This is a genomic window from Pseudomonas sp. 2995-1, from assembly GCF_002742505.1.
In the GTDB taxonomy this organism is placed as follows: domain Bacteria; phylum Pseudomonadota; class Gammaproteobacteria; order Pseudomonadales; family Pseudomonadaceae; genus Aquipseudomonas; species Aquipseudomonas sivasensis.
In genome coordinates this window covers 278,528-304,795 of record NZ_LJSA01000604.1, presented here as the reverse complement: position 1 = coordinate 304,795, position 26,268 = coordinate 278,528, and the positions used below count along the sequence as shown (strand labels likewise).

Annotated in this window: 26 protein-coding genes; 12 read left to right on the top strand and 14 right to left on the bottom strand. The window is 60.7% G+C overall.

Features of this window, described 5'->3' with window-relative positions; all coding sequences use genetic code 11:
- Positions 1-24 precede the first annotated feature (24 nt).
- The 11 genes from nrdR (at position 25) to AOA61_RS29630 (ending at position 8,230) form a co-directional block, all read left to right on the top strand.
- The gene (gene nrdR, locus AOA61_RS29680) at positions 25-495 is read left to right on the top strand and encodes a transcriptional regulator NrdR (RefSeq protein ID WP_163033267.1); all 471 of its coding nucleotides are present in this window, start codon (positions 25-27) and stop codon (positions 493-495) included.
- Positions 492-1,628 (top strand): bifunctional diaminohydroxyphosphoribosylaminopyrimidine deaminase/5-amino-6-(5-phosphoribosylamino)uracil reductase RibD, encoded by a 1,137-nt coding sequence (ribD, locus tag AOA61_RS29675; RefSeq protein ID WP_099603287.1) that lies wholly within the window; start codon positions 492-494, stop codon positions 1,626-1,628. Before nrdR ends, ribD begins: the two co-directional genes overlap by 4 nt.
- A gap of 47 nt (positions 1,629-1,675) precedes the next feature.
- Positions 1,676-2,338 (top strand): riboflavin synthase, encoded by a 663-nt coding sequence (locus AOA61_RS29670; RefSeq protein WP_032884562.1) that lies wholly within the window; start codon positions 1,676-1,678, stop codon positions 2,336-2,338.
- A gap of 15 nt (positions 2,339-2,353) precedes the next feature.
- Positions 2,354-3,445, top strand: a complete 1,092-nt coding sequence (gene ribBA, locus AOA61_RS29665) for a bifunctional 3,4-dihydroxy-2-butanone-4-phosphate synthase/GTP cyclohydrolase II (protein ID WP_032884563.1) — start codon at positions 2,354-2,356, stop codon at positions 3,443-3,445.
- An 88-nt stretch (positions 3,446-3,533) separates the two neighbouring features.
- Positions 3,534-4,010 carry a 6,7-dimethyl-8-ribityllumazine synthase gene (ribE, locus tag AOA61_RS29660; protein WP_003176356.1) on the top strand — a complete coding sequence of 159 codons (477 nt, stop codon included), beginning with the start codon at positions 3,534-3,536 and terminating at the stop codon, positions 4,008-4,010.
- Entirely contained in the window at positions 4,007-4,507 is a 501-nt protein-coding gene (nusB, locus tag AOA61_RS29655) for a transcription antitermination factor NusB (RefSeq protein WP_032884564.1), read from the top strand. The genes ribE and nusB overlap by 4 nt, the downstream gene beginning before the upstream one ends.
- Positions 4,508-4,525: 18 nt before the next feature.
- Positions 4,526-5,491, top strand: a complete 966-nt coding sequence (thiL, locus tag AOA61_RS29650) for a thiamine-phosphate kinase (RefSeq protein ID WP_032884565.1) — start codon at positions 4,526-4,528, stop codon at positions 5,489-5,491.
- A gap of 66 nt (positions 5,492-5,557) precedes the next feature.
- Complete coding sequence (locus AOA61_RS29645; protein ID WP_099603286.1) at positions 5,558-6,286, top strand: ABC transporter substrate-binding protein; 729 nt, start codon at positions 5,558-5,560, stop codon at positions 6,284-6,286.
- Positions 6,287-6,414: 128 nt separating this feature from the next.
- On the top strand, positions 6,415-7,032 hold the full coding sequence (gene ribA / locus AOA61_RS29640) for a GTP cyclohydrolase II (RefSeq protein ID WP_032884567.1): 618 nt from the start codon (positions 6,415-6,417) through the stop codon (positions 7,030-7,032).
- A complete protein-coding gene (locus tag AOA61_RS29635) occupies positions 7,029-7,445 on the top strand; it encodes a nuclear FMR1 interacting 1 family protein (protein ID WP_095186193.1) in 417 nt (138 codons plus the stop codon). Before ribA ends, AOA61_RS29635 begins: the two co-directional genes overlap by 4 nt.
- Positions 7,442-8,230: a cobalamin-binding protein gene (locus AOA61_RS29630; protein ID WP_178075229.1), complete on the top strand. Its 789-nt coding sequence runs from the start codon at positions 7,442-7,444 to the stop codon at positions 8,228-8,230. The genes AOA61_RS29635 and AOA61_RS29630 overlap by 4 nt, the downstream gene beginning before the upstream one ends.
- Before the next feature lie 19 nt (positions 8,231-8,249).
- On the opposite strand, the gene AOA61_RS29625 is transcribed toward AOA61_RS29630, so the two are convergent.
- The 14 genes from AOA61_RS29625 to AOA61_RS29555 form a co-directional block, all read right to left on the bottom strand.
- On the bottom strand, positions 8,250-10,139 hold the full coding sequence (locus AOA61_RS29625; RefSeq protein WP_099603284.1) for a TonB-dependent receptor: 1,890 nt from the start codon (positions 10,137-10,139) through the stop codon (positions 8,250-8,252).
- Between the two features lie 141 nt (positions 10,140-10,280).
- The gene (gene dxs, locus AOA61_RS29620; protein ID WP_095186196.1) at positions 10,281-12,179 is read right to left on the bottom strand and encodes a 1-deoxy-D-xylulose-5-phosphate synthase; all 1,899 of its coding nucleotides are present in this window, start codon (positions 12,177-12,179) and stop codon (positions 10,281-10,283) included.
- Between the two features lie 111 nt (positions 12,180-12,290).
- Complete coding sequence (ispA, locus tag AOA61_RS29615) at positions 12,291-13,178, bottom strand: (2E,6E)-farnesyl diphosphate synthase (protein WP_032884572.1); 888 nt, start codon at positions 13,176-13,178, stop codon at positions 12,291-12,293.
- Positions 13,175-13,417, bottom strand: coding sequence for an exodeoxyribonuclease VII small subunit (locus AOA61_RS29610; RefSeq protein ID WP_003176346.1), 243 nt, complete (start codon positions 13,415-13,417; stop codon positions 13,175-13,177). The genes ispA and AOA61_RS29610 overlap by 4 nt, the downstream gene beginning before the upstream one ends.
- Before the next feature lie 265 nt (positions 13,418-13,682).
- Entirely contained in the window at positions 13,683-14,315 is a 633-nt protein-coding gene (ycaC, locus tag AOA61_RS29605) for an isochorismate family cysteine hydrolase YcaC (RefSeq protein ID WP_027605204.1), read from the bottom strand.
- 425 nt (positions 14,316-14,740) lie between these two features.
- Positions 14,741-15,517, bottom strand: coding sequence for an XRE family transcriptional regulator (locus AOA61_RS29595; RefSeq protein WP_095186197.1), 777 nt, complete (start codon positions 15,515-15,517; stop codon positions 14,741-14,743).
- A 211-nt stretch (positions 15,518-15,728) separates the two neighbouring features.
- Complete coding sequence (ppa, locus tag AOA61_RS29590; protein ID WP_003176323.1) at positions 15,729-16,256, bottom strand: inorganic diphosphatase; 528 nt, start codon at positions 16,254-16,256, stop codon at positions 15,729-15,731.
- Between the two features lie 108 nt (positions 16,257-16,364).
- Complete coding sequence (locus AOA61_RS29585) at positions 16,365-17,180, bottom strand: zinc-dependent peptidase (RefSeq protein WP_032884574.1); 816 nt, start codon at positions 17,178-17,180, stop codon at positions 16,365-16,367.
- Between the two features lie 6 nt (positions 17,181-17,186).
- Entirely contained in the window at positions 17,187-17,843 is a 657-nt protein-coding gene (locus AOA61_RS29580) for a DedA family protein (protein WP_032884575.1), read from the bottom strand.
- A 300-nt stretch (positions 17,844-18,143) separates the two neighbouring features.
- Positions 18,144-18,602: an N-acetyltransferase gene (locus AOA61_RS29575; RefSeq protein WP_032884576.1), complete on the bottom strand. Its 459-nt coding sequence runs from the start codon at positions 18,600-18,602 to the stop codon at positions 18,144-18,146.
- 91 nt (positions 18,603-18,693) lie between these two features.
- A complete protein-coding gene (gene eutC, locus AOA61_RS29570) occupies positions 18,694-19,527 on the bottom strand; it encodes an ethanolamine ammonia-lyase subunit EutC (protein ID WP_032884577.1) in 834 nt (277 codons plus the stop codon).
- Positions 19,524-20,918 carry an ethanolamine ammonia-lyase subunit EutB gene (locus AOA61_RS29565; protein ID WP_099603283.1) on the bottom strand — a complete coding sequence of 465 codons (1,395 nt, stop codon included), beginning with the start codon at positions 20,916-20,918 and terminating at the stop codon, positions 19,524-19,526. The genes eutC and AOA61_RS29565 overlap by 4 nt, the downstream gene beginning before the upstream one ends.
- 52 nt (positions 20,919-20,970) lie before the next feature.
- On the bottom strand, positions 20,971-22,404 hold the full coding sequence (gene eat, locus AOA61_RS29560; RefSeq protein ID WP_099603282.1) for an ethanolamine permease: 1,434 nt from the start codon (positions 22,402-22,404) through the stop codon (positions 20,971-20,973).
- A gap of 145 nt (positions 22,405-22,549) precedes the next feature.
- Positions 22,550-24,070, bottom strand: coding sequence for an aldehyde dehydrogenase family protein (locus AOA61_RS29555; protein WP_032884580.1), 1,521 nt, complete (start codon positions 24,068-24,070; stop codon positions 22,550-22,552).
- Positions 24,071-24,342: 272 nt separating this feature from the next.
- Here AOA61_RS29555 and AOA61_RS29550 point away from each other — a divergent pair, with 272 nt between their 5' ends.
- Positions 24,343-26,244, top strand: a complete 1,902-nt coding sequence (locus AOA61_RS29550) for a sigma-54-dependent Fis family transcriptional regulator (RefSeq protein WP_099603281.1) — start codon at positions 24,343-24,345, stop codon at positions 26,242-26,244.
- Positions 26,245-26,268: the final 24 nt, after the last annotated feature.

The following is a 26,268-nucleotide window of genomic DNA, read 5'->3' as shown; positions in this document are numbered from 1 at the left end:
TCCCTTTTTTTGTTGCCTGCCACCATGCACTGTCCCTTCTGCGGTGCCAACGACACCAAGGTCATTGACTCGCGTCTGGTCGCCGAGGGCGATCAAGTACGTCGCCGGCGCGAATGCCTGGCCTCTGGCTGCGGTGAACGTTTCACCACCTTCGAAACCGCCGAACTGGTATTGCCACGTCTGATCAAGTCCGACGGCAGCCGCCAGCCTTTCGACGAAGAAAAACTGCGCGCCGGTATGCAGCGCGCGCTGGAAAAACGCCCGGTGAGTGTCGAGCGGCTGGAGGCGGCGCTGGCGCATATCAAGCACAAGCTGCGAGCGACTGGCGAGCGCGAGGTCAAGAGCCTGGTGGTGGGAGAGTTGGTGATGGGCGAGCTGCAAAAGCTCGACGAAGTCGCCTATATCCGTTTCGCTTCGGTGTATCGACGCTTCCAGGACCTCAATGAGTTCCGCGAAGAGATCGACCGCCTGGCCCGTGAGCCGGTCAAACCATGATTCCTCCTTCTGCTGAACAAACTGTCCTCGACGCCCATTACATGGCCCGCGCCCTTGAACTGGCGCGCAACGGCCTGTACACCACCCACCCTAATCCGCGTGTTGGCTGCGTGATTGTGCGCGATGGGCAGATTGTCGGCGAAGGCTGGCATGTGCGCACGGGCGAGCCCCATGCGGAAGTGCATGCCTTGCGGGCTGCCGGCGATAAGGCCCGAGGCGCCACGGCATACGTCACCCTCGAACCGTGCAGCCACTATGGTCACACCCCGCCGTGCGCCGATGCGCTGGTGAGCGCCGGGCTGGCGCGGGTGGTCGCGGCGATGCAGGACCCTAACCCGGAAGTTGCCGGGCGCGGTATGCAGCGCTTGGCCCAAGCCGGGATCGAGGTGCGCAGTGGCGTACTGGAAGGTGAGGCGCGGGCGCTCAACAAAGGCTTTCTCAAACGCATGGAACACGGGTTGCCGTTCGTGCGAATCAAAATGGCGATGAGTCTGGACGGTCGTACCGCGATGGCCAGCGGCGAAAGCCAATGGATCACCGGTCCCGCCGCCCGCGCCGCCGTGCAGCGCCTGCGCGCCGAGTCCAGCGTGGTGTTGACTGGCGCCGACACGGTGTTGGCCGACGGTGCGCGGCTTACCGTCCGTGCTGCCGAGCTGGGACTGGATGAAGAAACCACCGCCCTGGCCATGTCGCGCCCGCCGTTGCGTGTGTTGATCGACGGCCGCCTGCGGGTGCCGCTCAACGCACCCTTCTTTAAGGCGGGCCCGGCATTGGTCATCACTTGTGTCACCCCGGAAAACCAGTTCCCCCGAGGCCCCGAGTGTCTGGTGGTGCCAGGCGTAGAAGGCCAGGTCGACCTGCGCTCGGCGCTGGTGGCGCTGGCCGCCCGTGGCGTCAACGAAGTCTTGGTGGAAGCTGGCCCAAGCCTGGCAGGGGCGTTTGCCCAGCAAGGTCTGGTGGACGAATATGTGATTTTCGTCGCCGGCAAGTTCCTCGGCTCCGCTGCCCGGCCTTTGCTGGACTGGCCGCTTGAGAAACTGGCCGACGCCCCCCAACTCAAGATCACTGAAATGCGCGCTGTAGGCGACGACTGGCGAGTCACTGCCATCCCTGTGCCAGCAGCGAGCGTATAATTCTGACCGGGCGCTCAAGTGCCCGCCCCGTTTTCCAGGAGAAGGCCATGTTCACCGGCATTATCGAATCCATCGGCAGCATTCGCGCCATGACCCCCAAGGGCGGCGACGTGCGCCTGCTGGTTGAAACCGGCAAGCTCGACCTCGGCGACGTCAAACTGGGCGACAGCATCGCCGTCAGCGGCGTGTGCCTGACCGTCATCGAACTGCCGGGCAACGGCTTTGCCGCCGACGTCAGCCGGGAAACCCTGGACTGCACCGCGATGAATGACCTCAAGGCCGGCAGCCCGGTCAACCTCGAAAAAGCCCTGACGCCCACCACCCGTCTCGGTGGTCACCTGGTCAGCGGCCACGTCGACGGTGTCGGCGAAGTCGTTGCCCGCAGCGAAAATGCCCGCGCCGTGGAATTCCGCATCCGCGCGCCCAAAGAGCTGGCCAAATACATTGCCCACAAAGGTTCGATCACTGTCGACGGCACCAGCCTGACCGTGAACGCCGTGAATGGCGCCGAATTTGAACTGACCATCATTCCCCACACCCTGAGCGAAACCATCATGGCGTCGTACCAGCCTGGTCGCCGGGTGAACCTGGAAGTCGACTTGCTTGCCCGTTACCTGGAGCGCCTGCTGATGGGCGATAAGGCCGCAGAGCCTGCAACTGGGAACATCACTGAGAGTTTTTTGGCCGCTAACGGCTACCTGAAATCCTGACCAAGGGGGTGCCGCGTGGCGCTCAATAACATCGAAGAACTGGTTGAAGACATCCGCCAAGGCAAGATGGTCATCCTGATGGATGACGAAGACCGCGAAAACGAAGGCGACATCATCATGGCCGCCGAGGCCTGCAAGCCTGAGCACATCAACTTCATGGCCAAGCACGCTCGCGGGCTGATCTGCATGCCCATGAGCCGCGAGCGCTGCGAGCTGCTCAAGCTGCCGTTGATGGCGCCGCGTAACGGCTCGGGTTTTGGTACCAAGTTCACCGTGTCGATTGAAGCGACCACAGGCGTGACCACCGGCATTTCCGCCGCTGACCGCGCCCGCACCGTTCAAGCCGCTGCCGCCAAAGACGCCAAGGCCGAAGACATCGTCAGCCCAGGCCACATCTTCCCGCTGATGGCTCAACCGGGTGGCACCCTGGCCCGTGCCGGCCACACAGAAGCAGCCTGCGACCTGGCGCGCATGGCCGGTTTCGAGCCGAGCGGTGTGATCTGCGAAGTGATGAACGACGACGGCACCATGGCTCGTCGCGCCGAACTCGAAGCATTTGCCGCCGAGCACAACATCAAGATAGGCACCATTGCCGACTTGATTCACTACAGGATGATCCATGAACGTACCGTTCAGCGGATTGCCGAGCAGCCACTGGACAGCGAACTGGGCCAATTCAATTTGGTGACCTACCGCGATTCAGTGGAGGGCGATGTGCACATGGCCCTGACCCTGGGCACCATCAGCGCAGACGAACCGACCCTGGTGCGTGTGCACAACATGGACCCGCTGCGCGACCTGTTGATGGTCAAGCAACCGGGCCGTTGGAGCCTGCGCGCCGCGATGGCTGCGGTGTCCGAGGCGGGCAGCGGTGTGGTGCTGCTGCTGGGTAACCCGGTGGACGGCGATGTATTGCTTGCCCATATCCGCGAAACCGCCGAGCAGACTCAGGTGAAAACACCGACCACCTACAGCATCGTCGGTGCCGGTTCGCAGATCCTGCGTGACCTCGGTGTGCGCAAAATGCGCCTCATGAGCGCACCGATGAAATTTAATGCGATATCCGGATTCGATCTGGAAGTTGTAGAATACGTGCCCTCCGAATAAAGGCTGGCGTCTATTGCCCCTTGTTCGCGGTTAAATCATCACTGAGGGACGCACTTTTCGCGTCCCGGCTCTTTAAGAGATTTGTCGAATGACCCTGAAGACCATCGAAGGTACCTTCATCGCCCCCAAAGGCCGCTATGCCCTGGTGGTTGGCCGCTTCAACAGCTTCGTGGTTGAAAGCCTGGTAAGCGGTGCCGTGGATGCCCTGGTTCGCCACGGTGTGAGCGAAAGCGATATCACGATTATCCGTGCCCCTGGCGCCTTCGAAATTCCACTGGTTGCGCAAAAAGTTGCTCAGCAGGGTGAATACGCAGCAATCATCGCCCTGGGCGCTGTGATTCGTGGCGGTACCCCGCACTTCGAATACGTGGCCGGCGAATGCACCAAGGGCCTGGCCCAGGTGTCCATGGAGTTCGGCGTGCCAGTCGCTTTCGGCGTACTGACCGTTGATTCCATCGAACAAGCCATCGAGCGTTCCGGCACCAAGGCCGGCAACAAAGGCGCTGAAGCTGCTCTGTCCGCCCTGGAAATGGTCAGCCTGCTGTCGCAGTTGGAGGCCAAGTGATTTCCGACGAGAGCGATCGTTTCAACCCGCGCGACGAGCGTCCAGCGGACGCCGGCAAACCTTCGAAGAGCGAAAAGCGCCGTGCTGCCCGTCAGCTCGCCACCCAGGCGTTGTACCAGCGCCATATGGCCGGTACTTCGCTGAACGAAATCGAAGCGCAATTTCGCGTCGACAACGACTTCACCTTTGCCGACCAGAGCTATTTCCACGACATCCTGCACGGCGTTCCGGCCAACCTGACCGAGATCGACGCTGCATTGACGCCGTGCCTGGACCTGACCCTTGAAGAGCTGGACCCGGTTGAACTGGCCGTACTGCGCCTGTCCACCTGGGAACTGCTCAAGCGCGTCGACGTGCCGTACCGCGTGGTGATCAACGAAGGTATCGAGCTGGCGAAAGTCTATGGTTCGACCGACGGTCACAAGTTCGTCAACGGCGTGCTCGACAAGCTGGCTCCGCGCCTGCGTGAAGCCGAAGTGAAGGAACACAAGCGCTAAGTTGCGCTTGAGTTCTCGATGGGCGAGTTTGAGCTGATCCACAAGTACTTTGCCGCCGCGCCCTGTGCGCAGGGCGGCGAGGGCATTGCCTTGGGGATCGGCGACGACTGTGCCCTGCTGGCGCTTCCTGCCGGGGAGCAACTGGCAATTTCCACCGATACCTTAGTGGCCGGCGTGCACTTTGCCGACCCCTGCGATCCGTTCCTGCTCGGCCAGCGTTCGCTGGCGGTGGCGGTGAGCGATCTGGCTGCCATGGGCGCCAACCCCCTCGCGTTTACCCTTGCACTCACTACGCCCACCGTCGATGCCGACTGGTTGCAACGCTATGCCCAGGGTTTGAACGCCATGGCGCTAAGCTGCGGCGTGGGCTTGGTGGGCGGCGACACCACGCGGGGGCCGCTCAGTTTGACCCTGACGGTGTTCGGCCGTGTGCCAGCGGGCCAAGCGTTGACGCGCAGCGGTGCGCAGCCGGGGGACCTGCTGTGCGTGGGCGGTGAGTTGGGCAATGCCGCTGGCGCCTTGCCACTCGTGCTGGGCCAGCGCAACGCCGATGCGGCCATCGCTGATCCTCTGCTGGCCCATTACTGGTCACCGCAGCCGCAGTTGGCTTTAGGGCTGGCGCTGCGGGGCAAGGCAACGGCTGCGATGGATATCTCCGACGGGCTGTTGGCCGATTGCGGGCATATCGCCAAGGCGTCGGCCGTCAGCCTGTTGATCGAGCGTCAGAAGCTTCCGCTGTCCAGCGCCTTGCTGGCGTTTGTCGGTGATGACCAGGCGCGGGTGGCTGCATTGAGCGGTGGCGACGACTACGTGCTGGCCTTCACCTTGCCGTCCGTCGAGTTGGCACCGCTGCTGGCCGCAGGTTGGCCGGTGCACGTTATTGGTCGTGTCCAGGCGGGGCAGGGCGTGACGCTCCTCGACGCCAACGGGCAGGACATCACTCCGGCCATCCGGGGTTATCAGCACTTTCGCGAGACGCCCTGAGTCGGCGTGCTGCGCTACCCTCTACTACGTCATTACGCAAGCAAGGCATTGCAGGAGGTCGTACCCATGGATGTGCGCCACTGGCTGCTGACACTGCTGTGTGTCATTCCGGCGTGGGGCCTGGCGCAGGATGAATCTGTTATACCAGGCAAGATCATGCTCGCCAGTGAGGCTTGGGACGACTACACCAATGCGGACGGCAGCGGTCTGGCCTGGGATGTGCTGCGGCAGGTCTTCGAGCCGGTCGGGATCACTCTGCAAACCCGCATCGAGCCCTATACCCGCTCGGTGGGCCTGGCCCAGCGCGGTGAGGTAGATGGTTGGGTCGGCTCTTACCGTGACGAGGTCACGGGCGTCCTTTACCCGCACTGGAAGTTGGACTCCGACGCTATCTACGCCCTTGGGCTGGCAACCTCCCCGACTCCGAGCGTCGCAACGCTGGGTGAATACCGCCTGGCCTGGGTACGCGGCTATCGGTACGAGGCGTACTTGCCCAATGTGCGACGTTTCAACCAGATCCAGCGGCGCGATGGGATTTTACCGATGCTCCAGCATGGTCGGGCCGATTTCTACATCGATGCCCTCAGCGAAACGCAATACGTCCTCAAACAGGCGCGAGACCCTTCCGCGTTCAGGCTTACCCACATCATCGACCTGCCGCTATACGTTGGTTTTGCCGATACCGAGCGCGGCCGTTCGTTACGCACCGTGTACGATCAGCGCATGGCCGTGCTGGTCAAAAGCGGCGTGCTGAAGCCGATCTTCCAGCGCTGGAACCTGCCGTATCCCTTCTAACTGCATAGAACTGAGATGAAGGCCAATCGAACCGATTGATCTTTATCAGCGATCATTCAGCTTAAGCGTGTGCAGGAACCTGCTGTTACAATGCCCGCCTCTGTAAAATCTGAAATCAGGAGCACACGGTGCCCGTCGTTTTCGTCGCCGCTTCCAAGCTGCCTACCCCTTTTGCCACGTTCACCATGAACGGCTTTCTCGAAGAAGCCACCGGGCGTGAGCACGTTGTGCTCAGCCTCGGCGATATCGCGGATGGCGCGCCAGTACTGGGTCGTGTGCATTCCGAGTGCCTGACCGGCGATGCGTTGTTCAGCCAGCGCTGTGACTGCGGCTCGCAACTGGAGGCGGCCATGCGCGCCATCGCCCGTGAAGGCCGTGGCGTGCTGCTGTATCTGCGCCAGGAAGGCCGCGGTATTGGCCTGCTGAACAAAATCCGCGCCTACGAGCTGCAAGACGGCGGCGCTGATACCGTTGAGGCCAACGAGCGCCTGGGCTTCGCTGCAGACCAGCGTGACTACGCGATCTGCCTGCCAATGCTTGAGCACCTGGGCGTGAAATCCCTGCGTCTGATGACCAACAACCCGCGCAAGGTCAAAGCCTTGACCGAGATGGGCATCACCGTGGCCGAGCGTGTGCCGCTGCATACCGGGCAAAACCCCCACAACAAGCTCTATCTGGCGACCAAAGCCAGCAAGCTCGACCATATGATGGGCAACGAGCATCAGGGCGAGGTCGACCGCGCGTGACCCGTGGCCAGGTAAAGCGGCGACTGTCCTTCAACTGGTGGCAGTACCTGGCCCTGGCGCTGCTTCCGTTGTTCGTGCTCAACTTGGTGTTTGGCCAGGTAGCGCTGCTGCCCGTGCTGGCGATGCCGTTCTTCATCGCTGGCGTGGCCTCGATGTTCCTAAGCCTGCGTTACTTCCACGGCTATAAACACGCGCTGATCGCCACCTCAAAAGCTCTCGATACTCCCGAAGAACCGGCTGCCTGGATCACCCTCGCGGCCCGCCGGCGCACGGCTTTGCTGGTGGCGGCGATTCCCGCGTGGGTGGGCGCGCTGGCGGTGTTCGTTGGCCTGGAAGCGGTGCCGCTGTTCCTGCTGGCGCTGTCGACGATGGTGCTGTTTTACCTCTACCGCATTCCCCGTCAACTCGGATGATGCACCGCTGGCTGGCGCTTCTGCTGCTGACACTGAGTGCACAGGCCTTGGCCGCCGAGCGGGTGGTGAGCCTGGCGCCATCCCTGTCTGAAATCGTGGTCGAACTGGGTGCTGCCGATCTGCTGGTAGGCGTGCTTGATGGCGGCGAACGGCCGGCCGAGTTGCTGAAGGTGCCATCGGTGGGGCATTACGGCCAGTTAGACATGGAGCGCCTGCTCAGCCTCAATCCCGACCTGATTCTGCTGTGGCCCGGCAGTGTCGGCCTGGCCCAGCGCGAGCAGCTGCAACGCCTGAATATTCCGGTGTACGTCGCCGAACCCCATAGCCTCGAACAGTTGACCACCCAAGTCCAGGCCATAGCCGAGCAATTAGGCCGTGCCGACGCCGGCCGGCAATTGGCAGCGCAACTGCGCGAGCGCCTGGCCGGGTTGCGCCAGCGTTATCAACGTGTCGAACCGTTGCGGGTGTTCTATCAGGTGTGGAACCAGCCGCTGTACACCGTGGGCGGTGGCCAGATCATTAGCGACGCGCTGAGCGTGTGCGGTGCGCGCAACGTGTTTGACGACCTGAAGCTACCCGCACCGCAGGTCAGCATAGAGTCGGTGTTGCAACGTAATCCCGAGATGATTCTGGTGGGCGATCAGGCTCAGAAGGACGCCTGGAAGGACTGGCCAAGCATGGCGGCGCGGGTACAGTTGGTTCCGGACAAAGGCCTGGAACGGCCCAGCGGGCAGATGCTGGAAGCGCTGGCGCGGCTGTGTCAGGTAATTGCCCCGAGCCGATGAAGCCAGTACCAGGCGACAATCAGATTTCAGGTGTCCAGGTCACACCAAGCATCCACGCCCGGCCCTCTTCACGGTAATCCTGATTGTTCAGAAATGCCGGATCGTTGTAGCTATAACGTGCCCGCGAATAGGATTTATCCAGCACGTTATCAACCTTCAGCGACAGCGCTACTTCTCGGCTAACCGCCCAACTGCTGCGCAACCCGAGCAATCCGTAGCCGCCCAGGCGCTGCGTGTTGTCTTCATTGTCGTAGCTATTGCTGATGGCCTGCCAACTGGCGCCCACGCCCACCTGATCGAATTGCCGATCCATATCCAGGCTCAATGTGCGGCGTGCACGACGGGCCAAGGTGTGGCCGCTGTCGCGGTCGCGCGGGTCGATGATCGAAACACCGAGGTTGCCCTGCCAGCCGAACAGTTCCTGTTTCAGCGCCGCTTCAAAGCCATCGATGCGCGCCGATGCCACATTCTGCGGTTTGTCGGTACGGTCGAGGATGATCGCATTGCTCAGGTCGGTGCGGTACACCGAGGCTTCCAGGCGCGTGCTGTCACTCAGTTGGCTGCGCCATTGCAGTTCGTAGCTTTTCGAGGTTTCGGGCTGCAGGTTGGGGTTGCTGTATTGCGTTTGCGGGTAATACAGGTCGTTGAAGCTCGGCGCACGGAATCCTTCGCTGTAACTCAGTAACAGGTCATTGTCGGGATTGACCGGCACGGTGAGCGTACCGCTCCAGCTGTTCTGGCCGCCGAACTGCTGGTTCTCGTCGTGGCGCAAACCCAGCTCTGTGGAGAACCGTTCGCTGCGGAAGCGGTGCTGCACAAAGGCGGCGCGGTTCCAGCGGCTGTTTTCGGTGAAAGTGGTGGAGCCGTGGAAGCGGTCTTCGTACCAGTCACCGCCCAAGATCAGGCTGTTCTGTTCATCCAGGGTCAGGTCGTTCTGCCAGTTGACGGAGTCGCGGTAGGTGTTGAATGCGCTGAAATAATCACTGAGGGTGTCGCGTTTGGTGTCACGGTTCTCGCTGTGGCCCAGTTCCACGCGCGATTGCCAGCGCTCACTGAACGTGGCGTCGATATAACCGCTGGCGCTGCTCACGGCGTAGTCGGTGTAGGGTTTTTGCCCAACAGTCTGCTTGGTGACGATGTCGTAGCGGCCGAAGCTGTTGTCGTACTCCGACTTGCCACGGTTATCCAGCAGGTTGAAACCCACCTCCAGCGCATCGCTGAACGAATGGCTGAGGTTCAGGCTCACCGATTGGTTGCGATAGGCATCATGGTCGCCGTCGCTGGGGAAGGATTCGTGGGTCGAATTGATCCCGGCAGTTTCATCCAGGCTCGCCCCAAGGTTGAAGCGCGTATGTTCATCGCCACCCGAGAGACCGAGGCTGCGCTCCCAAGTGTTATTGCTGCCAAAACCCAGTTTCACGCGCGGTTGCAGGCCTTGCTCGGCGTTGCGCCGGGTGAACACTTGGATTACGCCGCCAATGGCATCGCTACCGTAGATCACCGAGCGCGAGCCGCGCAGGACTTCCACGCGCTCAATCTGGTCGATATTCAGGTATTGCAGGCCGCTGTCGCCGGACGTGGTGTTGGCGATGCGCTGGCCGTCCACCAGCACCAGGCTCTGGGCGGATTTAGTGCCGCGTAGGTAGATCCCCGGCAAACTGCCGCGTCCGCCGGTTCGCGCGACTTGCGCGCCGGGCACTCGGCTGAGCAGGTCAGTGAGGCTGGTCGGTTGCAGGCGGTCGATGTCGTCGCGGGTGAAGACGGAGTTGGCGGCGCTGCTGTCGTTGCGCGCCTGGACCTGACGGTTGGCGCTGATAACCACTTCGGGGAGCTTCAGGGCCTCGTCGCGGGTTTCGGCGAGCAATTCAGGGGAGGGCAGAAGCAGCAGGGCAAGGTACAGGCGATTCATAGACTGTTCACAGCTTTTGAAGGTGACACAAATCAAATGTGGGAGGGCGCTTGCCCCCGATGGCGGCCTGTCAGTCAGCATAGTTGTTGACTGAACTGCCGCTATCGGGGGCAAGCCCCCTCCCACATGTTGATCCGGTTTCTACAGGTCCAGCAGCGCCATTCGTGCGCGCACCGAAGCCTCGATCCCTGCTTCGTCCAAGCCGCACTCCGCCAGCATCTGCGCTGGCTTGGCGTGTTCGACGTACACATCCGGCAAGCCCAGGTGCAGCACCGACTTGAGGATATTCTCCCGTGCCAGGAACTCACTGACTGCCGCGCCGGCGCCGCCCATGATGGCGTTCTCTTCAACGGTCACCAGCAACTCATGGCTACCGGCGATCTCGCGTACCAAGGCTTCATCCAGCGGTTTGACGAAGCGCATATCGACCACGGTCGCGTCGATCTTTTCGGCGACTTTCAGTGCTTCGGCCAATTGCACGCCGAACACCAGGAACGCGACCTGGCTGCCCTGGCGACGCACGATGCCTTTGCCGATCTCGATCGGCTCCAGATCTTTTTCGATCACTGCATTCGGGCCATTACCACGCGGGTAACGCACGGCGGCCGGGCCGTTATACAGGTGGCCAGTGCTGAGCATCTTGCGCAGTTCGTTCTCGTCGCTCGGCGTCATTACCAGCATGCCGGGGATGCAACGCAGGTACGACAGGTCGAAGCTGCCGGCGTGAGTTGGGCCGTCTTCGCCTACAAGACCCGCGCGGTCGATGGCGAACAGCACGTCAAGGTTCTGCACCGCCACATCGTGAATGAGCTGGTCATAACCGCGTTGCAGGAACGTGGAGTAAATCGCTACTACTGGCTTGGCGCCTTCACAGGCCATACCGGCGGCGAAAGTCACCGCGTGCTGCTCGGCAATCGCCACGTCGAAATAGCGCAGCGGGAAACGCTCGCTGAACGCGACCAGGTCGGAGCCTTCCTTCATCGCCGGGGTAATGCCCACCAGGCGCGAGTCGGCAGCGGCCATGTCGCACAGCCATTCGCCAAACACACCGGAATACTTCGGCCCGCTGGCCTTTTTCGGCGCAGCGGCTGGGGCGTCCACAGGTTCCAGCTTGGTGATCGCGTGGTAACCAATCGGGTCGACTTCCGCCGGGGCGAAGCCTTTACCTTTCTTGGTGACGATATGCAGGAACTGCGGGCCTTTGAGGTCGCGCATGTTACGCAGCGTGGCGATCAGAGTGGGCAGGTCGTGGCCGTCGATAGGGCCGATGTAGTTCCAGCCCAGCTCTTCGAACAGGGTGCCGGGGACAAGCATGCCCTTGGCATATTCTTCGGTGCGTCGGGCAATTTCCCACGCGCCGGGCAGACGCGAGAGCACCTTCTTGCTGCCTTCGCGCATGCTGGCGTAGGTACGGCTGGAGAGGATTTTTGCCAGGTAGTTGGACAGGCCACCGACATTGCGAGAGATCGACATGTCGTTGTCATTGAGGATCACCAACATGTTGGCGTTCACTTCAGGAGCATGGTTCAGCGCTTCGAAGGCCATGCCGGCGGTCAACGCGCCATCACCGATCACCGCAATCGCCTTGCGATCACTGTTTTGCAGGCGGGCGGCAATCGCCATGCCCAGCGCTGCACTGATAGAGGTGCTGGAGTGACCGACGCCAAAGGTGTCGTACTCGCTCTCGGCGCGGCGCGGGAAGGCGGCAACACCGTCCTTTTGGCGCAGGGTACTCATGCGCTCGCGTCGGCCGGTGAGGATTTTATGCGGATACGCCTGATGGCCCACGTCCCACACCAGCCGGTCGTCCGGGGTATCGAACACGTAATGCAACGCGATGGTCAGCTCGATGACGCCCAGGCCTGCACCAAAATGCCCACCGGTCTGACCGACCGTGTAGAGCAATTCCAGGCGCAGTTCATCGGCCAGGGTTTCCAGCTCGGCTTCACCCAGACGACGCAGGCCGTCCGGCGTGACAGCACGGTCGAGCAGGGGCGTGGACGGGCGCTTGCGGGGAATCTCTTGAAACGTCGTGGGCATCAGGCGAATCGTTATAGGTATAAGAAGAGGCGGCAGTTTACCTCAAGCATCGCAAACTGCCCACGCAGAGCGCCGAACTTGGCCGATATGCGGCTGCAATGGCCGCTGTTATCAGTGGCGGCGTTCGACGATATACCGCGCCAGGTCACGCAGTGGCGCGGCTGCCGCGTCGAAAGGTCGCAGGGCGTCCAGGGCCTGGTCGCGCAGTTCCAGGGCATATGCCTTGGCAGCGTCGAGACCAAGCAGCGCAGGATAAGTCGGTTTGTCCCGTGCGATATCGGCACCTTGGCGCTTGCCCAAGGTGGCCGTGTCACTTTCCACGTCGAGAATGTCGTCCTGCACTTGGAAAGCCAGGCCGATGGCCCGGGAATACGTCTGCAAGGCCGCCAACTGCGCAGCTTCGGCACGGCCACTGGCCAGGGCACCGAGGTGCACGGCAGCCTCGATGAGCGCGCCGGTCTTGTGGCGATGCATATGTTCCAGAGCTTTTTGATCCAGCTTGAGACTGACCGAACCCATGTCGATCGCCTGCCCACCGACCATACCGGCCGGGCCCGCAGCGTGGGCGAGGGCGGTGACCATGCGCAGGCGAGTCTCGGCGTTGACGCTGCTCAAGCCCGGGTCCAGCAATGCGCTGAACGCCAGGCTTTGCAGGCCGTCACCGGCCAGAATCGCATAGGCTTCATCAAAGGCTTTATGAGTGGTTGGCTGGCCGCGACGCAGATCGTCGTCGTCCATTGCCGGCAAATCGTCGTGTACCAGGGAATAAGCGTGGATCAGCTCCACCGCACACGCCGCGCCGTTGGCCTGCTCGGCAGGCGCACCGAGGGCTTCACACGCCGCATACGCCAGCAACGGGCGCACACGCTTGCCGCCATTCATCACGCTATAGCGCATGGCTGCATAGAGACGGTTCATTTCTGGGCTGGGCGCAACAAACAAGGGCTCCAGCGCCGCATTCACCCGGGCTTGGCTACTGGCCTGATACGCGTCGATCATTCCGGCTGTTCCGCATCGAAAGGTTCTTCGGCCAACTCCCCGTCACGCTCCAGCAACACCTGTACCTTCTGCTCCGCCTGCGCCAGCGCGCTCTGGCAGTCGCGAGTCAGGCCGATGCCTTGCTCAAACGCCGTCAGCGAGTCCTCCAGCGACAACTCGCCATTCTCCAGACGCTCGACCAGGGTTTGCAGGTCGGCGAGGGATTGTTCGAAATCGAGTGCAACTTTTTTGCGGGCCATGGCGGCTATTCCGGTAGACGGTAAACCGGCGGGACACTAGCAGACATGGGGGAGTGGGGCAAATGAGTGGTGGGAATTACGAGGTGGTAAATCGCACCGTCGATTGAACACAGGTGGTCCCGCAACACGCGGGATGGGGATGTTGCCGGCAGTTGCAAAACAGTTGCCAAGCCTCGAGCAAGTTGAGCGTGAACTGGCGGGTTACGCTCAGGTGAACACCGAAAGCCTGCTTTTCAAGGCAGGCTTATCGGGAATTTCGGCTGACTTATTTCTGATGGGCTGTCAGCGCCGCATAACCATTCATCAAGTTGCGATAGTTGGGAATACGCTGGGACAACAGATTGCCCAGGCCTTCGATATCGTTGCGCCAGTCGCGGTGCAGCTCACACGCCACCGAGAACCAGTTCATCAACTGTGCACCGGCTTGCGTCATCCGGCTCCATGCCGCTTGTTGCACGGTGGTATTGAACGTGCCCGATGCATCGGTCACCACAAACACCTCAAACCCTTCTGCCAACGCCGACAAGGTCGGGAACGCTACGCACACATCCGTCACTACGCCGGCAATGATGATCTGCTTACGGCCGGTAGCCTTGATCGCCTTGACGAAGTCTTCGTTGTCCCACGCATTGATCTGGCCAGGACGAGCGATGTACGGCGCGTCCGGGAACATCTCCTTCAACTCAGGCACCAGAGGGCCGTTGGGGCCTTGCTCAAAGCTGGTGGTGAGGATGGTCGGCAGGTTGAAAAATTTGGCCAGGTCGGCCAGTGCCAGCACGTTGTTCTTGAACTCGTTGGGCGAGAAGTCTTGCACCAAGGAAATCAAGCCGGTCTGGTGGTCGACCAGCAGGACTACGGCGTCGTCTTTGTTCAAGCGGTTGTAGGTCGGAGTGCTCATGGTTGAATCCTTTTTTGTTTAAGTGGGTTTGGCGTTGCGTTCAACATGGGCACAGATTAATGGGTCGTGATTGGAGGATAAATCGGGCGAGGGGAGTCTTACTGTCAACTAAAAAGGGACAAAGGATGGAGGCTGGGCATGGCGTTGGGAGCGAGCGGAGACAAAGAGGATGGGGGCACGTTGGCTTGATTTGCAGAGGGGGGGGAGATTATTAGAGGCATTAAAAAGCCGGCTTGTGGCCGGCTTCTCGGGGACTGCCTCAGCTTGTTTTTGACAAACCTCACCAGCCTTCAAATCGCTCAGCCCACATTGCGTCGGGCTGAATAGTAGGGGCATCCGCGGGAACTCCTCCGCTTCGCCGAGCAGGGTGGTTAGCCTTAAGCCACCCCCTGCCAAATGTGCGGCGCATGATACCCACATTCACCTTAAATGCCCACCTCCGGTTCCGATTTAGAGCCTTCCCAGCCTAATAGGTGCTCATCCAGCGGCACGGGCGGGCGGCGGTTGTTGAGGGTGGACCACCAGAATATCCAGCCGACGATTTTGAAGTTCTGCTCGAAGCGTTCTTCATGGTTGAGGTATTCGTCCGGGTGTTCGCTGGCGTTGTGGCTTCGCATGCGCAACCCTCCCCCTGGACGGTTGTAGAGATATTTGATGCGCAGCATGCCGTCGTGTTCGACGGCGTAGATTTCGCCATCAATGATTTGGGTGCGGCCTTTGTCGATGGCGAGGGTGGCGCCCTGTTGGATGATGTCGATCATGCTGTTGTCGACCATGTAGGCGCCTACCGCGCGGTCAGGGTTGACGGTAAGGGTTTCGAGAGTATGCAGGGAGACGCGGATGCGCTCGGTTGAGGTGAATGTGGGGTGGAGGGGAATCTCCACGTCGAGTGGTTCCGGAGGGCAGGTTGGGCCTGTGAGGTACTTTCCGCCTCCTTCTCGGGTGCTGGGCAGTCCTTTCCGGGCGTCTGGGCCTTCCAGCAGGAAGTTGGCCGGTGGGTGTTTGGGGCCTTCGCCGGTGCGCAGCCAACGGCTGGAGACGCAGAGAAGTTCTGCAAACTCGTTGAGTCGGCCCATGGGTACACCGCGTTTGAACCAGTTGTTCACGTGTTGAGGCGTGACACCACGGTTTTTGGCGAAGTCGGATGCGGAAAGATGAACTTCCTGCAATAGCACTTTTAAACGATCACCTGATGTATTCATAAACGCAGAGTTTACTGGCCAAGAAAACCAATCAAATAAACCATGCGTTGAATTGCGCCTGTAGGTTTTTGCTTAGTTGTGGCTTGATCTTTCAGTTGTATCGCTTAGTTGAACGGCGTGTATTAATTTTTGAACTTGTTGTTTAGTTTTCCCACAAAAAAGCCCCGAATAATCGGGGCTTTTTAATTGCCGGGGCAATGAAGAGCGGGTATCAGCCTTTGTAGGCTGCAACCGACTTCATGATCTCGGCGCGGGCGGCGTCTGCGTTGCCCCAACCGTCGATCTTCACCCACTTGCCTTTTTCGAGGTCTTTGTAGTTCTCGAAGAAGTGCTTGATCTGTTCCAGCAGCAGTGGTGGCAGGTCGGTGTATTCCTTCACGTCCACATACAGCTGGGACAGCTTGTCGTGTGGGACTGCGATAACTTTGGCATCGCCGCCGCCGTCGTCGGTCATGTTCAGGATGCCGACTGGACGTGCGCGGATGACCGAACCAGGGGTGACCGGGTAAGGCGTTACGACCAGCACGTCGAGGGGATCACCGTCGTCAGCCAGGGTGTTCGGGATGAAACCGTAGTTGGCCGGATAGAACATCGGGGTGGCCATGAAACGGTCAACGAACAGGCAGTCGCTGTCTTTGTCGATTTCGTATTTGATCGGCGCGTGGTTGGCCGGAATCTCGATGGCGACGTAGATGTCGTTCGGCAGGTCTTTGCCAGCCGGAATCTTGCTGTAGCTCATTGGGCGTTGCCCCCGTAGTTGGCCATATGACATGGCCGGATTGGCCTAAAAGTGGCGGCGATTATAGGCATATTCTGACGGCGATGCCATGCGCCAGACGTCGTACGGTCATTCGTCTTGTGGCTGATAACGCGGGTCGTGGGCTTGCAGATGGGTCAGGCGGGCCAAGGGGTCTTGGCGATAAAAGCGACTGAGTTGGGCATACACCTGTGGATAAGTGCGGACCAGTAAATCCGGGGCGCTGAAAAAATATTCGCTGGTGACCGCAAAGAATTCCGCCGGGTTTTCTGCGGCGTAGGGGTCGATCTCGGTGTCGGCGTCCGGGTTGGCGTCCAACTGGCGATTGAGATCGTCATAAGCGCTTTGCATCACGCTGGCCCACTCCTGCACGCGCATGTCGTGGTGCAGCGGCGGTAGGCCGTTGGCGTCGCCGTTGAGCATGTCGAGTTTGTGGGCCAGTTCGTGGATCACCAGGTTGTAGCCCTCCCACTGGCCGCTGGCGAGTACGCCCGGCCAGGCGAGGATCACCGGGCCTTGCTGCCAGGCTTCACCGCTGTGTTCGCCGTCCCACTCGTGTTCGATACCGCTGCTGTCTCGATGGCGCTGGGGGCTCAGGAAGTCGTCGGGGTACAACACGATTTCGTGGAAGCCCTGATACCAGTCGAGGTCGCCGAGGTTCATCAGTGGCAATTGCGCCTGAGCGGCGAGCAGCAGGCGTTGTTCCTGGTGCAGCTCGACGCCCGGCAGGGCGGTGAGGTGTTTTTCGGCGAGAAACACCACGCAGGCTTCGCGCAACCACTGGTCCTGCTCGGCGCTGATACCGTCGAGGAAGGTCAGGTGGTGGCGCACCCGTTGCCAGGTTTCATCGGCAATCGGGTGCTTGGCCAGCAGGCGCCGGCGACGCCAGGCGCTGAGGGACCACATCGCAGGTTACTGCTGCTTGGCTTCGGAGGAAGTGCGGCCAAAACGGCTGCGGAACACACCAATGATCATCGGCACCAGGGACAGCAGGATGATGAACACCACCAGCAGCGACAGGTTTTTCTTGATAAAGGGCACGTTGCCGAAGAAGTAGCCCAGGGTCACCAGGCCGCCGACCCAGAGGATAGTGCCCAGCACGCTGAATCCGAAGAACCGTGGGTAGGGCATTCTCGCGATGCCGGCCACGAACGGCGCAAAGGTGCGCAGAATCGGCAGGAAGCGCGCCAGGGTCACGGTTTTGCCGCCGTGCTTGTCGTAGAAATCGTGGGTTTTTTGCAGATAGTCGCGGCGGAAAATCTTCGAGTTCGGGTTACTGAACAGGCGTTCTCCGGCTGTTCGTCCGATTACGTAGTTGGTGCTGTCGCCGAGGATTGCCGCCAACATCAACAGGCCGCCCAGCAATACCGGGTCCATGCCGCCACCTGCGGCGATGGCTCCGGCGATAAACAGCAAAGAGTCGCCTGGCAGGAACGGCATGACCACCAGACCGGTTTCGCAAAAGATGACCAGAAACAGAATGGCGTAGATCCACGGACCGTAATTGGTTACCAGCAGGTCGAGGTAGACGTCGAGATGCAGGATAAGGTCGAGCGGGTTGAAATCCATGGATGGCACCTGTGTGAACGGCCCGGCTCAGCGGGCCTGTGCGGAAGCTCGGGTAATAAGGCTACAAGTGTATGCCGCATTTCTTACAACCCTGAAAGGTCCGCATTATACGGATTGAGAGGTGAAAAGCGTGTTGGTTTTGTAGCGGGGGATGTCGTGGCGTGAGGTCTGAAGATCGCCAGAAATCAATGTGGGAGCGGGCTTGCTCGCGAAAGCGGTGGGTCAGTTATAAATAGTCTGACTGACAAACCGCTATCGGGGGCAAGCCCCCTCCCACAAGGTGTCCACGGTGTCCGGGAGTCAGTCTTCGCTGATCGGCAAGGTGTAGTTCTTGAACTCGGTGTCTTCACGAAACCCGATTGACTCGTACGTCTTCTGCGCCACTTGGTTATCACTGCTGGTCGATACCCGCAGCCGCACCGCGTGAGTCTCCTTGGCCATCTTCTTCGCTGTGCGCATCAAGTTATCCGCCACCAGTTGCCGGCGCGCGTCTTCGGCCACATAGATGTCGTTGAGGATCCACACCCGCTTGAGCGAAAGCGACGAAAAGCTCGGATACAACTGACAAAAACCAAGCAACTTCTTGTCGTCATCATCGGCCAAGGCCAGGTAAATCACCGACTCCTTGCGGCGAAGGCGCTTTTCCAAAAAAGCCCGCGATGAGTCCGGGAACGGCAGGGCCCCATAAAACTCGCGGTATTTGACGAACAGCGGGGTCAACAGGTCCAGGTGTTCCAGGGTCGCTTGAGTAATCCGCATGCCAGGCCTCAACTTCCAAATGGGTATGACCACACGTGCGGCCGTGAATTGATGCTGCCTAAAGACGCCAAAAAGCGCAATCGTGCCGGGATCAGTCCTGCGGTGGGCTGAGCAGGAAATTACCTTTCATCAGGTTCGGATCGTCGGACTCGATGGTCTGCAGCTGTGCCTCATCCTTGAGGTTTACCCCCGAGAGCTGCCGGCGACACGCCTCTTTCATCAAATACAGCAAACGATGGGCCGCCATCCCGTAACTCAAGCCTTCCAAGCGCACGTTGGAGATGCAATTGCGATAGGCATCGGTGAGTCCGATCTTAGGGTTGTATGTGAAATACAGCCCCAGACTGTCCGGCGAACTGAGCCCCGGCCGTTCGCCGATGAGGATCACCACCATTTTGGCGCCGAGCAGTTGCCCGATTTCGTCGGCGACCGCCACGCGCCCCTGTTCCACCAGGATCACCGGCGACAAGGACCACCCTTCGGCGTGGGTTTGTTCTTCCATGCGCGTAAGAAACGGCAACGTATGTTTATGCACTGCCAGCGCCGACAGACCATCAGCCACCACGACCGCCAGGTCCACGCCGCCGGGATGCGCTGCCGCGTAATCCCGCAGGCTCTGTGCCGATTCGTCACTCAAGCGCCGCCCCAAATCCGGACGTTGCAAGTAGCTATGCCGGTCGGTTGCGGCGCTGTGCAGCAACAGGCTGTCACGCCCACGTTCGGCCAGTTGACTGCTCAGACCGGCATGGTCGAAAGGCAGGTGCACCGCGTCCCGCGCCTGGGCGTGGGCAAATTGGAAATCAAGCTGGGCGTTGGTAGGGATGCTGGTACCGGTACGGCCCAGGGCAATACGCGCCGGGGTCAGGCGCCGCAGTTCCAACCACGGGTTTTCAGGCAGGTCGAGTTGCACAGGCGGCTCCTTCATCCCAATTGCGCCAGGGCGTGGCGAAACGCCGGTGGCAGGCTGTTGCCGAAGCGCACCTTGCCGTCGGCTTGCGTAAAAATGCCCATTTTTGCCAGCCACTGTTCAAACTCCGGTGCCGGCTTTAAACCCAACGTCTGGCGAGCGTACAAGGCGTCGTGGAACGAGGTGGTCTGGTAGTTGAGCATGATGTCGTCGGAGCCGGGGATACCCATGATGAAGTTGATCCCGGCCACGCCCAGCAGGGTCAGCAGGGTGTCCATGTCGTCCTGGTCGGCTTCGGCGTGGTTGGTGTAACAGATGTCGCAACCCATCGGTACACCCAGCAATTTGCCGCAGAAGTGGTCTTCCAGGCCGGCACGGATGATCTGCTTGCCGTTGTACAGATACTCGGGGCCGATAAACCCGACCACCGTGTTTACCAGAAACGGTTTGAAATGCCGTGCCACGGCATAGGCGCGGGTTTCGCAGGTTTGCTGGTCGACGCCAAAATGCGCATTGGCCGACAAGGCGCTGCCCTGGCCTGTTTCGAAATACATCAGGTTTTGGCCCAGAGTGCCCCGGTTCAAGCTCAAGCCCGCGTCGTAGCCTTCCTGCAGCACATTCAGGTTGATGCCGAAACTGGCGTTGGCCGCCTCGGTGCCGGCAATCGACTGGAACACCAGATCCAGCGGCACGCCGCGGTTGATGGCTTCGATGGAGGTGGTGACGTGGGTCAGCACACAGGCCTGGGTGGGGATTTCGTAGCGCTGGATGATGGCGTCGAGCATCTCCAGCATCGCGCAGATCGAGGCGATGCTGTCGGTGGCCGGGTTGATGCCGATCATGGCGTCGCCGTTACCGTACAACAGGCCGTCGAGAATGCTCGCAGCGATGCCCGCCGGCTCGTCGGTCGGGTGGTTAGGTTGCAGGCGGGTCGACAGGCGACCGCGCAGGCCCATGGTGCCGCGAAACTGGGTGACGACGCGGATCTTCTGCGCCACGAGTACCAAGTCCTGCACGCGCATGATCTTGGACACAGCAGCAGCCATTTCCGGTGTCAGACCCGGCGCCAAGGCGCGTAGGGAATGTTCATCGGCAGCGTCGCTGAGCAGCCAGTCGCGCAGGCCACCGACGGTCAGGTGACTGACAACGGCGAAAGCCTGCTTGTCGTGGGTGTCGATGATCAGTCGGGTGACTTCATCGCTTTCATAGGGGATCAGCGCTTCTTCGAGGAAGTGTTTCAACGGGATATTTGCCAGCGCCATTTGCGCCGCCACCCGCTCACCGTCGTTCTGCGCGGCGACGCCGGCGAGAAAGTCTCCGGAGCGCGCGGGACTGGCCTTGGCCATCACGTCCTTGAGGCTGTCGAAGCGGTAGGTTTGTGCACCCACCGCGTGGGAAAAGCTTGCCATACAGTGTCTCCTTGACGACGCGGGCAGCAGCCCGCGTCGAGGTTTACGGCAGTTAGTGCAAGGCGGCCTCTGCGGCCTGGATCGCCGCGAATTCCTCTTCGGGCGTGCCTGCTACCAAGTGATGCCGGCTGTAGAAAGCAAAGTAAGCAATTAATACTCCATAGATGATCGCGGCGCCAATCACCACCCGTGGATCCACCAGAAAGCCCGCAACGACGGCCACGCAGGCGAGTACCAAGGCAACCCCTGAAGTGAAAATGCCACCCGGCGTGCGGTAAGGACGGTCCATTTTGGGGCGACGGATGCGTAGGGTTATGTGCGCGGCCATCATCAGTACGTAGGAAATGGTCGCGCCAAACACCGCCACCAGGATCAGCAAATCCCCCTGGCCGGTCAGCGACAGGCCGAAACCGATAATGCCGGGGATCACCAGCGCCAGTACCGGTGCCTTACTCTTGTTGGTCTGGGACAGTTTGCGCGGCAGATAGCCGGCACGGGACAAGGCGAAGATCTGCCGCGAATAGGCATAAATAATCGAGAAAAAGCTGGCGATCAGTCCGGCCAAGCCAACCAGGTTGACGAAGCTGCCCATCCAGGTCGAACCGCCGTAGGACAACGCCAGCGCTTCCACCAGCGGGTTCCCGGATTTGATCAACGCGTAAGTGCCCGCGCCGCCCGGTGCAATCACCAGGATCAACAAGGCAAAGCTGGTCAGCACCACAATGGCGCCGATCAGGCCACGAGGCAGGTCGCGCTTGGGGTTCTTGGTTTCTTCGGCGGCCAGCGGCACGCCTTCTACGGCGAGGAAAAACCAGATCGCGTAGGGAATCGCCGCCCACACGCCGACGTAGCCAAACGGCAGGAAGGTGCTGGCGCCCTTGGCCTCGGTCACCGGAATATCCAGCAAGTTGGCGACGTTGAAGTGCGGCACCATCGACACCAGGAACACGCCCAGTGCAATCGCGGCGATGGCAGTGATGACAAACATCAGCTTCAAGGCTTCGCCAACGCCAAAGATGTGGATGCCGATAAAGATGATGTAGAACGCCAAGTAGATCATCCAACCGCCAATGCCGAACAGCGACTCGCAGTAAGCGCCGATAAACACCGCGATGGCGGCGGGGGCGATGGCGTATTCGATCAGAATGGCCGTGCCCGTGAGAAAACCGCCCCAAGGCCCGAAGGCACTGCGGGCAAAGCCGTAGCCACCGCCAGCGGTAGGGATCATCGAAGACAGTTCGGCCAGGGAGAAACACATGCACAGGTACATGGTGGCCATCAGCAATGTGGCGAGGAACATACCGCCCCAGCCACCCTGGGCGAGGCCAAAGTTCCAGCCGGCGTAGTCGCCGGAAATAACGTAGGCAACGCCGAGCCCAACTAACAGCACCCAGCCGGCGGCGCCTTTTTTAAGTTCGCGTTGTTGGAAGTATTGGGAGTCGACTTTTTCGAAGTCGACAGAAGATCCAGTCGGTTCGCTAGGCATGAAGAAGTACCTTTCGTTGTTATTGTTTTTAACTCGGCCTCTGTGTGCCGAATGCTATTCGCAAGTACTTGTGACGATCTAAGTGTGGGAGGGGCAAACCCCCTCCCATCAATGACCTTGTTTCAAAAGTGGGAGGGGATGTTAGTTAGAAGAAGCCCAGTGGATTAATGTCGTAACTCACCAGCAAGTTCTTGGTCTGCTGGTAGTGGTCCAACATCATCTTGTGTGTCTCGCGGCCCACACCGGACTTCTTGTAGCCACCGAACGCGGCATGCGCCGGGTACAGGTGGTAGCAGTTGGTCCACACTCGGCCCGCCTTGATCGCCCGGCCCATGCGGTAGGCGCGGTTGATGTCGCGGGTCCACACGCCGGCGCCCAGGCCGAACTCGGTGTCGTTGGCAATGGCCAAGGCTTCGGCTTCGTCCTTAAAGGTGGTGATGCTCACCACTGGACCGAAGATTTCCTCCTGGAACACACGCATTTCGTTGGTGCCCTTGAGCAGCGTCGGCTGGATGTAATAACCGCCGGCCATGTCGCCGGTGAGCTGCTCCACCTTGCCGCCGGTGAGCAACTGCGCGCCTTCGCCCTTGGCGATTTCCAGGTAGGACAGGATCTTGTCGAACTGCTGCTCGGACGCCTGGGCGCCGACCATGGTGTCGGTGTCCAGCGGGTCACCGCGTTTGATCTGCTCGATTTTCTTCATCACCACTTTCATGAAGTCGTCGTAGATCGACTCTTCCACCAGCGCACGGGATGGGCAGGTGCACACCTCGCCCTGGTTGAAGAACGCTAGCACCAGGCCTTCGGCGGCTTTCTCGATGAAGGACGGTTCGGCTTTCATGATGTCGGCGAAGAAGATGTTCGGCGACTTGCCGCCCAGCTCAACGGTGGACGGAATAATGTTCTCCGCCGCCGCATGCATGATGTGCGAACCCACCGGGGTGGAGCCGGTGAAGGCGATCTTGGCGATGCGTTTGCTGGTGGCCAGAGCTTCGCCGGCTTCTTTGCCGAAACCGTGGACTACGTTCAGCACGCCCGGTGGCAGCAGGTCGCCGATGACTTCCATCAGCACGTTGATGCCCAGCGGGGTTTGTTCGGCGGGCTTGAGCACCACGCAGTTACCGGCCGCCAGGGCCGGGGCGAGTTTCCAGGCGGCCATCAGCAGCGGGAAGTTCCACGGGATGATCTGACCAACCACGCCCAGAGGCTCGTGGAAGTGATAGGACGCGGTGTGTTCGTTGATCTCGGCGCTGGTGCCTTCTTGGGCGCGGATGCAGCCGGCAAAGTAGCGGAAGTGGTCGGCGGCCAGCGGGATATCGGCGTTGAGGGTTTCACGCACGGCTTTGCCGTTGTCCCAGGTTTCGGTAATGGCCAGCAGTTCGAGGTTCTGTTCGATGCGGTCGGCGATTTTCAGCAGCACCAGCGAGCGGTCCTGGGCCGAGGTCTTGCCCCAGGCGTCAGCGGCGGCGTGGGCGGCGTCGAGGGCCTTGTCGATGTCTTTGGCAGTGGAGCGCGGGAATTCGGCGATGGGCTTGCCGTTGACCGGCGAGGTGTTGGTGAAATAGTTGCCGTCGACCGGCGCAACGAATTCGCCACCAATGTAGTTGCCGTACTTGGCCTTGAACGAAACGATCGCGCCTTCAGTACCGGGGTGTGCGTAACGCATGGTGGGTATCTCCTGGCTTTTATGTTTATTGGAGTGCAGCGCTCAAGCGCTTGATAAAGCGTAGAGCAAAGGTCGGGCCACTGCCTTGAGGGCCAGGTAAATCAAGGGGTTGGGGTGTGTTGCAAGGCATTGCTGTCACACGCCTGGCACAGCCTGGGTGACACTTTGTGCCATAAACGGTACAGCCTGTGACCGGTGGGTCTGCACGGGATTGCATCTCTTGCAGGGCTGGGGGATGCTGGACGCTCTCACGCAGGGAGAATAATAAGAACATGCACAACGATCATTTCAGTCGCCATGCCCAGCAAGTCCTCACCGTGGCACGTGGCCGTGACCCCTCCAGCGATCCGTCCATCGCCCGTTCCTGGCTGCGGTGCCTGGAGGATTACCACCTGGATCCCGCGCAGACCATCGCACCCACCGTGCTTGAACACGGGCGCCTGTTGGAAAGCCGCGAGCGTCTGCAGCAAGTGCTGCACATCGCCGGCAGTGAGATGAATAGCCTGCACCAGCAGCTCTCCGGTGCCGGCCACGCGGTACTGCTGACCGATGCGCGCGGAGTGATCCTCAACTGTGTCACTGCGCCGTCCGAGCGCAAGATTTTCGAGCGCGCCGGTCTGTGGCTCGGTGCCGATTGGAGTGAAGCCTGCGAAGGGACCAATGGCATCGGCACCTGCCTGGTGGAGCGTCAGTCCCTGACCATTCATCGCGATGAACACTTCCGTGGCCGCCACACCGGGCTGACCTGCTCGGCGAGCCCGGTGTTCGACCCCCATGGTGAATTGCTGGCGGTGCTGGACGTGTCGTCAGCCCGGGAAGCGGTATCGCGCCAGAGTCAGTTTCACACCATGGCGCTGGTGAACCTGTCAGCGAAGATGATCGAGAGCTGCTACTTCCTGCGCCATTTCGAGCACCACTGGCTGTTGCGCTTTCATCTGCAGGCCGAGTCCGTGGGCCTGTTCAGCGAAGGGTTGCTGGCGTTCGATGGTGAAGGGCGCATTTGCGCGATGAACCAGAGCGCGCTGAATCTGCTGGGGCAGGTTCGAGGCAACCTGCTGGGTCAGCCGGTGGAGGCGTTCTTCGACTGTTCTCTGGATCAATTACTCGGTCGCGCCAGTGCCAATGCGACCGCCAGTTGGCCACTGCGCACCCGCGATGGGCGGCGCTTGTTTGCCGCACTGCGTGGTCAGCCACGCAGCGTGTCTTTACCCATCGCGAAGGCTGAGCCCGCCCGCCTGGCTGGCATCTGCCTGGGTGATCCGGCGTTGCAAAATGATTTTCGCAAGGCGCTGCGGGTATTCGAGCGAGATGTGCCGCTACTGATTAATGGGGAAACCGGCAGCGGTAAAGAAGCCTTCGCTAAGGCCGTGCACCATGCCAGCCAGCGTGCCGACAAAGCCTTCGTCGCCCTCAACTGTGCCGCCATCCCGGAAAGCCTGATCGAAAGCGAGCTGTTCGGCTATCGCGGTGGCAGTTTCACTGGCGCGCGGAAGGAGGGCATGCAAGGTAAGTTGCAACAGGCCGACGGCGGCACCCTGTTCCTCGATGAAATCGGTGATATGCCTCTGGCTCTGCAAACCCGCTTATTAAGGGTTCTGGAGGACCGCATGGTGGTGCCTATCGGCGGTGAGCCTCAGGCGGTTAACGTCAGAATTATCAGCGCGACGCACCGCAACTTGCTGGGGCGTGTCCAGGACGGCAGTTTCCGTGAGGACTTGTATTACCGGCTCAACGGGCTGGAAGTTGGGCTGCCACCGCTGCGTGAACGCAGCGATAAATCTCAGTTGCTGGATTTTCTGCTGGCTGAAGAGGCGGGCGGGCAGACTGTACAACTCGACCCGGCGGCGCGTTCGGCGCTGTTGACCTTTGCCTGGCCCGGTAACGTCCGACAACTGCGCACGGTGCTGCGTACGTTGGCGGCGCTGTGTGACGACGGGCGCGTGGGCCTTGAAGATTTGCCCGCGTCGATCCGCCAGGCCCGGCCGCAACCGGTGGTTGAGGCTAAGACCGCCGAGTCGCCCCTGGAAGACGCCGAGCGACTTGCCTTGCTAACGGCCTTGGAACAACAGCGCTGGCACATGTCCCATACGGCGGAGCAACTGGGTGTCAGCCGCAATACGTTGTATAGAAAGCTGCGCCGGCACGGCATCGCACGCGCGTCCCTGCCCGGGTGATCGTGGTTTGGTCCTACAGCTAAA

Bases quoted from the DNA above. Each gene is read 5' to 3' on its own strand.
- AOA61_RS29585 (WP_032884574.1), bottom strand. From the start codon at position 17,180: ATGTGGTCCCTCAGCGCCTGGCGTCGCCGGCGCCTGCTGGCCAAGCAC.
- AOA61_RS29630 (WP_178075229.1), top strand. From the start codon at position 7,442: ATGATGCACCGCTGGCTGGCGCTTCTGCTGCTGACACTGAGTGCACAG.
- AOA61_RS29670 (WP_032884562.1), top strand. From the start codon at position 1,676: ATGTTCACCGGCATTATCGAATCCATCGGCAGCATTCGCGCCATGACC.
- thiL (WP_032884565.1), top strand. From the start codon at position 4,526: ATGGGCGAGTTTGAGCTGATCCACAAGTACTTTGCCGCCGCGCCCTGT.
- ycaC (WP_027605204.1), bottom strand. From the start codon at position 14,315: ATGAGCACTCCGACCTACAACCGCTTGAACAAAGACGACGCCGTAGTC.
- dxs (WP_095186196.1), bottom strand. From the start codon at position 12,179: ATGCCCACGACGTTTCAAGAGATTCCCCGCAAGCGCCCGTCCACGCCC.
- AOA61_RS29625 (WP_099603284.1), bottom strand. From the start codon at position 10,139: ATGAATCGCCTGTACCTTGCCCTGCTGCTTCTGCCCTCCCCTGAATTG.
- AOA61_RS29610 (WP_003176346.1), bottom strand. From the start codon at position 13,417: ATGGCCCGCAAAAAAGTTGCACTCGATTTCGAACAATCCCTCGCCGAC.
- AOA61_RS29555 (WP_032884580.1), bottom strand. From the start codon at position 24,070: ATGCGTTACGCACACCCCGGTACTGAAGGCGCGATCGTTTCGTTCAAG.
- AOA61_RS29645 (WP_099603286.1), top strand. From the start codon at position 5,558: ATGGATGTGCGCCACTGGCTGCTGACACTGCTGTGTGTCATTCCGGCG.
- AOA61_RS29550 (WP_099603281.1), top strand. From the start codon at position 24,343: ATGCACAACGATCATTTCAGTCGCCATGCCCAGCAAGTCCTCACCGTG.
- nrdR (WP_163033267.1), top strand. From the start codon at position 25: ATGCACTGTCCCTTCTGCGGTGCCAACGACACCAAGGTCATTGACTCG.
- AOA61_RS29575 (WP_032884576.1), bottom strand. From the start codon at position 18,602: ATGCGGATTACTCAAGCGACCCTGGAACACCTGGACCTGTTGACCCCG.
- AOA61_RS29595 (WP_095186197.1), bottom strand. From the start codon at position 15,517: ATGAATACATCAGGTGATCGTTTAAAAGTGCTATTGCAGGAAGTTCAT.
- AOA61_RS29565 (WP_099603283.1), bottom strand. From the start codon at position 20,918: ATGGCAAGCTTTTCCCACGCGGTGGGTGCACAAACCTACCGCTTCGAC.
- AOA61_RS29580 (WP_032884575.1), bottom strand. From the start codon at position 17,843: ATGGATTTCAACCCGCTCGACCTTATCCTGCATCTCGACGTCTACCTC.
- ppa (WP_003176323.1), bottom strand. From the start codon at position 16,256: ATGAGCTACAGCAAGATTCCGGCTGGCAAAGACCTGCCGAACGACATC.
- eutC (WP_032884577.1), bottom strand. From the start codon at position 19,527: ATGAAGGAGCCGCCTGTGCAACTCGACCTGCCTGAAAACCCGTGGTTG.
- ribE (WP_003176356.1), top strand. From the start codon at position 3,534: ATGACCCTGAAGACCATCGAAGGTACCTTCATCGCCCCCAAAGGCCGC.
- ribD (WP_099603287.1), top strand. From the start codon at position 492: ATGATTCCTCCTTCTGCTGAACAAACTGTCCTCGACGCCCATTACATG.
- eat (WP_099603282.1), bottom strand. From the start codon at position 22,404: ATGCCTAGCGAACCGACTGGATCTTCTGTCGACTTCGAAAAAGTCGAC.
- ispA (WP_032884572.1), bottom strand. From the start codon at position 13,178: ATGATCGACGCGTATCAGGCCAGTAGCCAAGCCCGGGTGAATGCGGCG.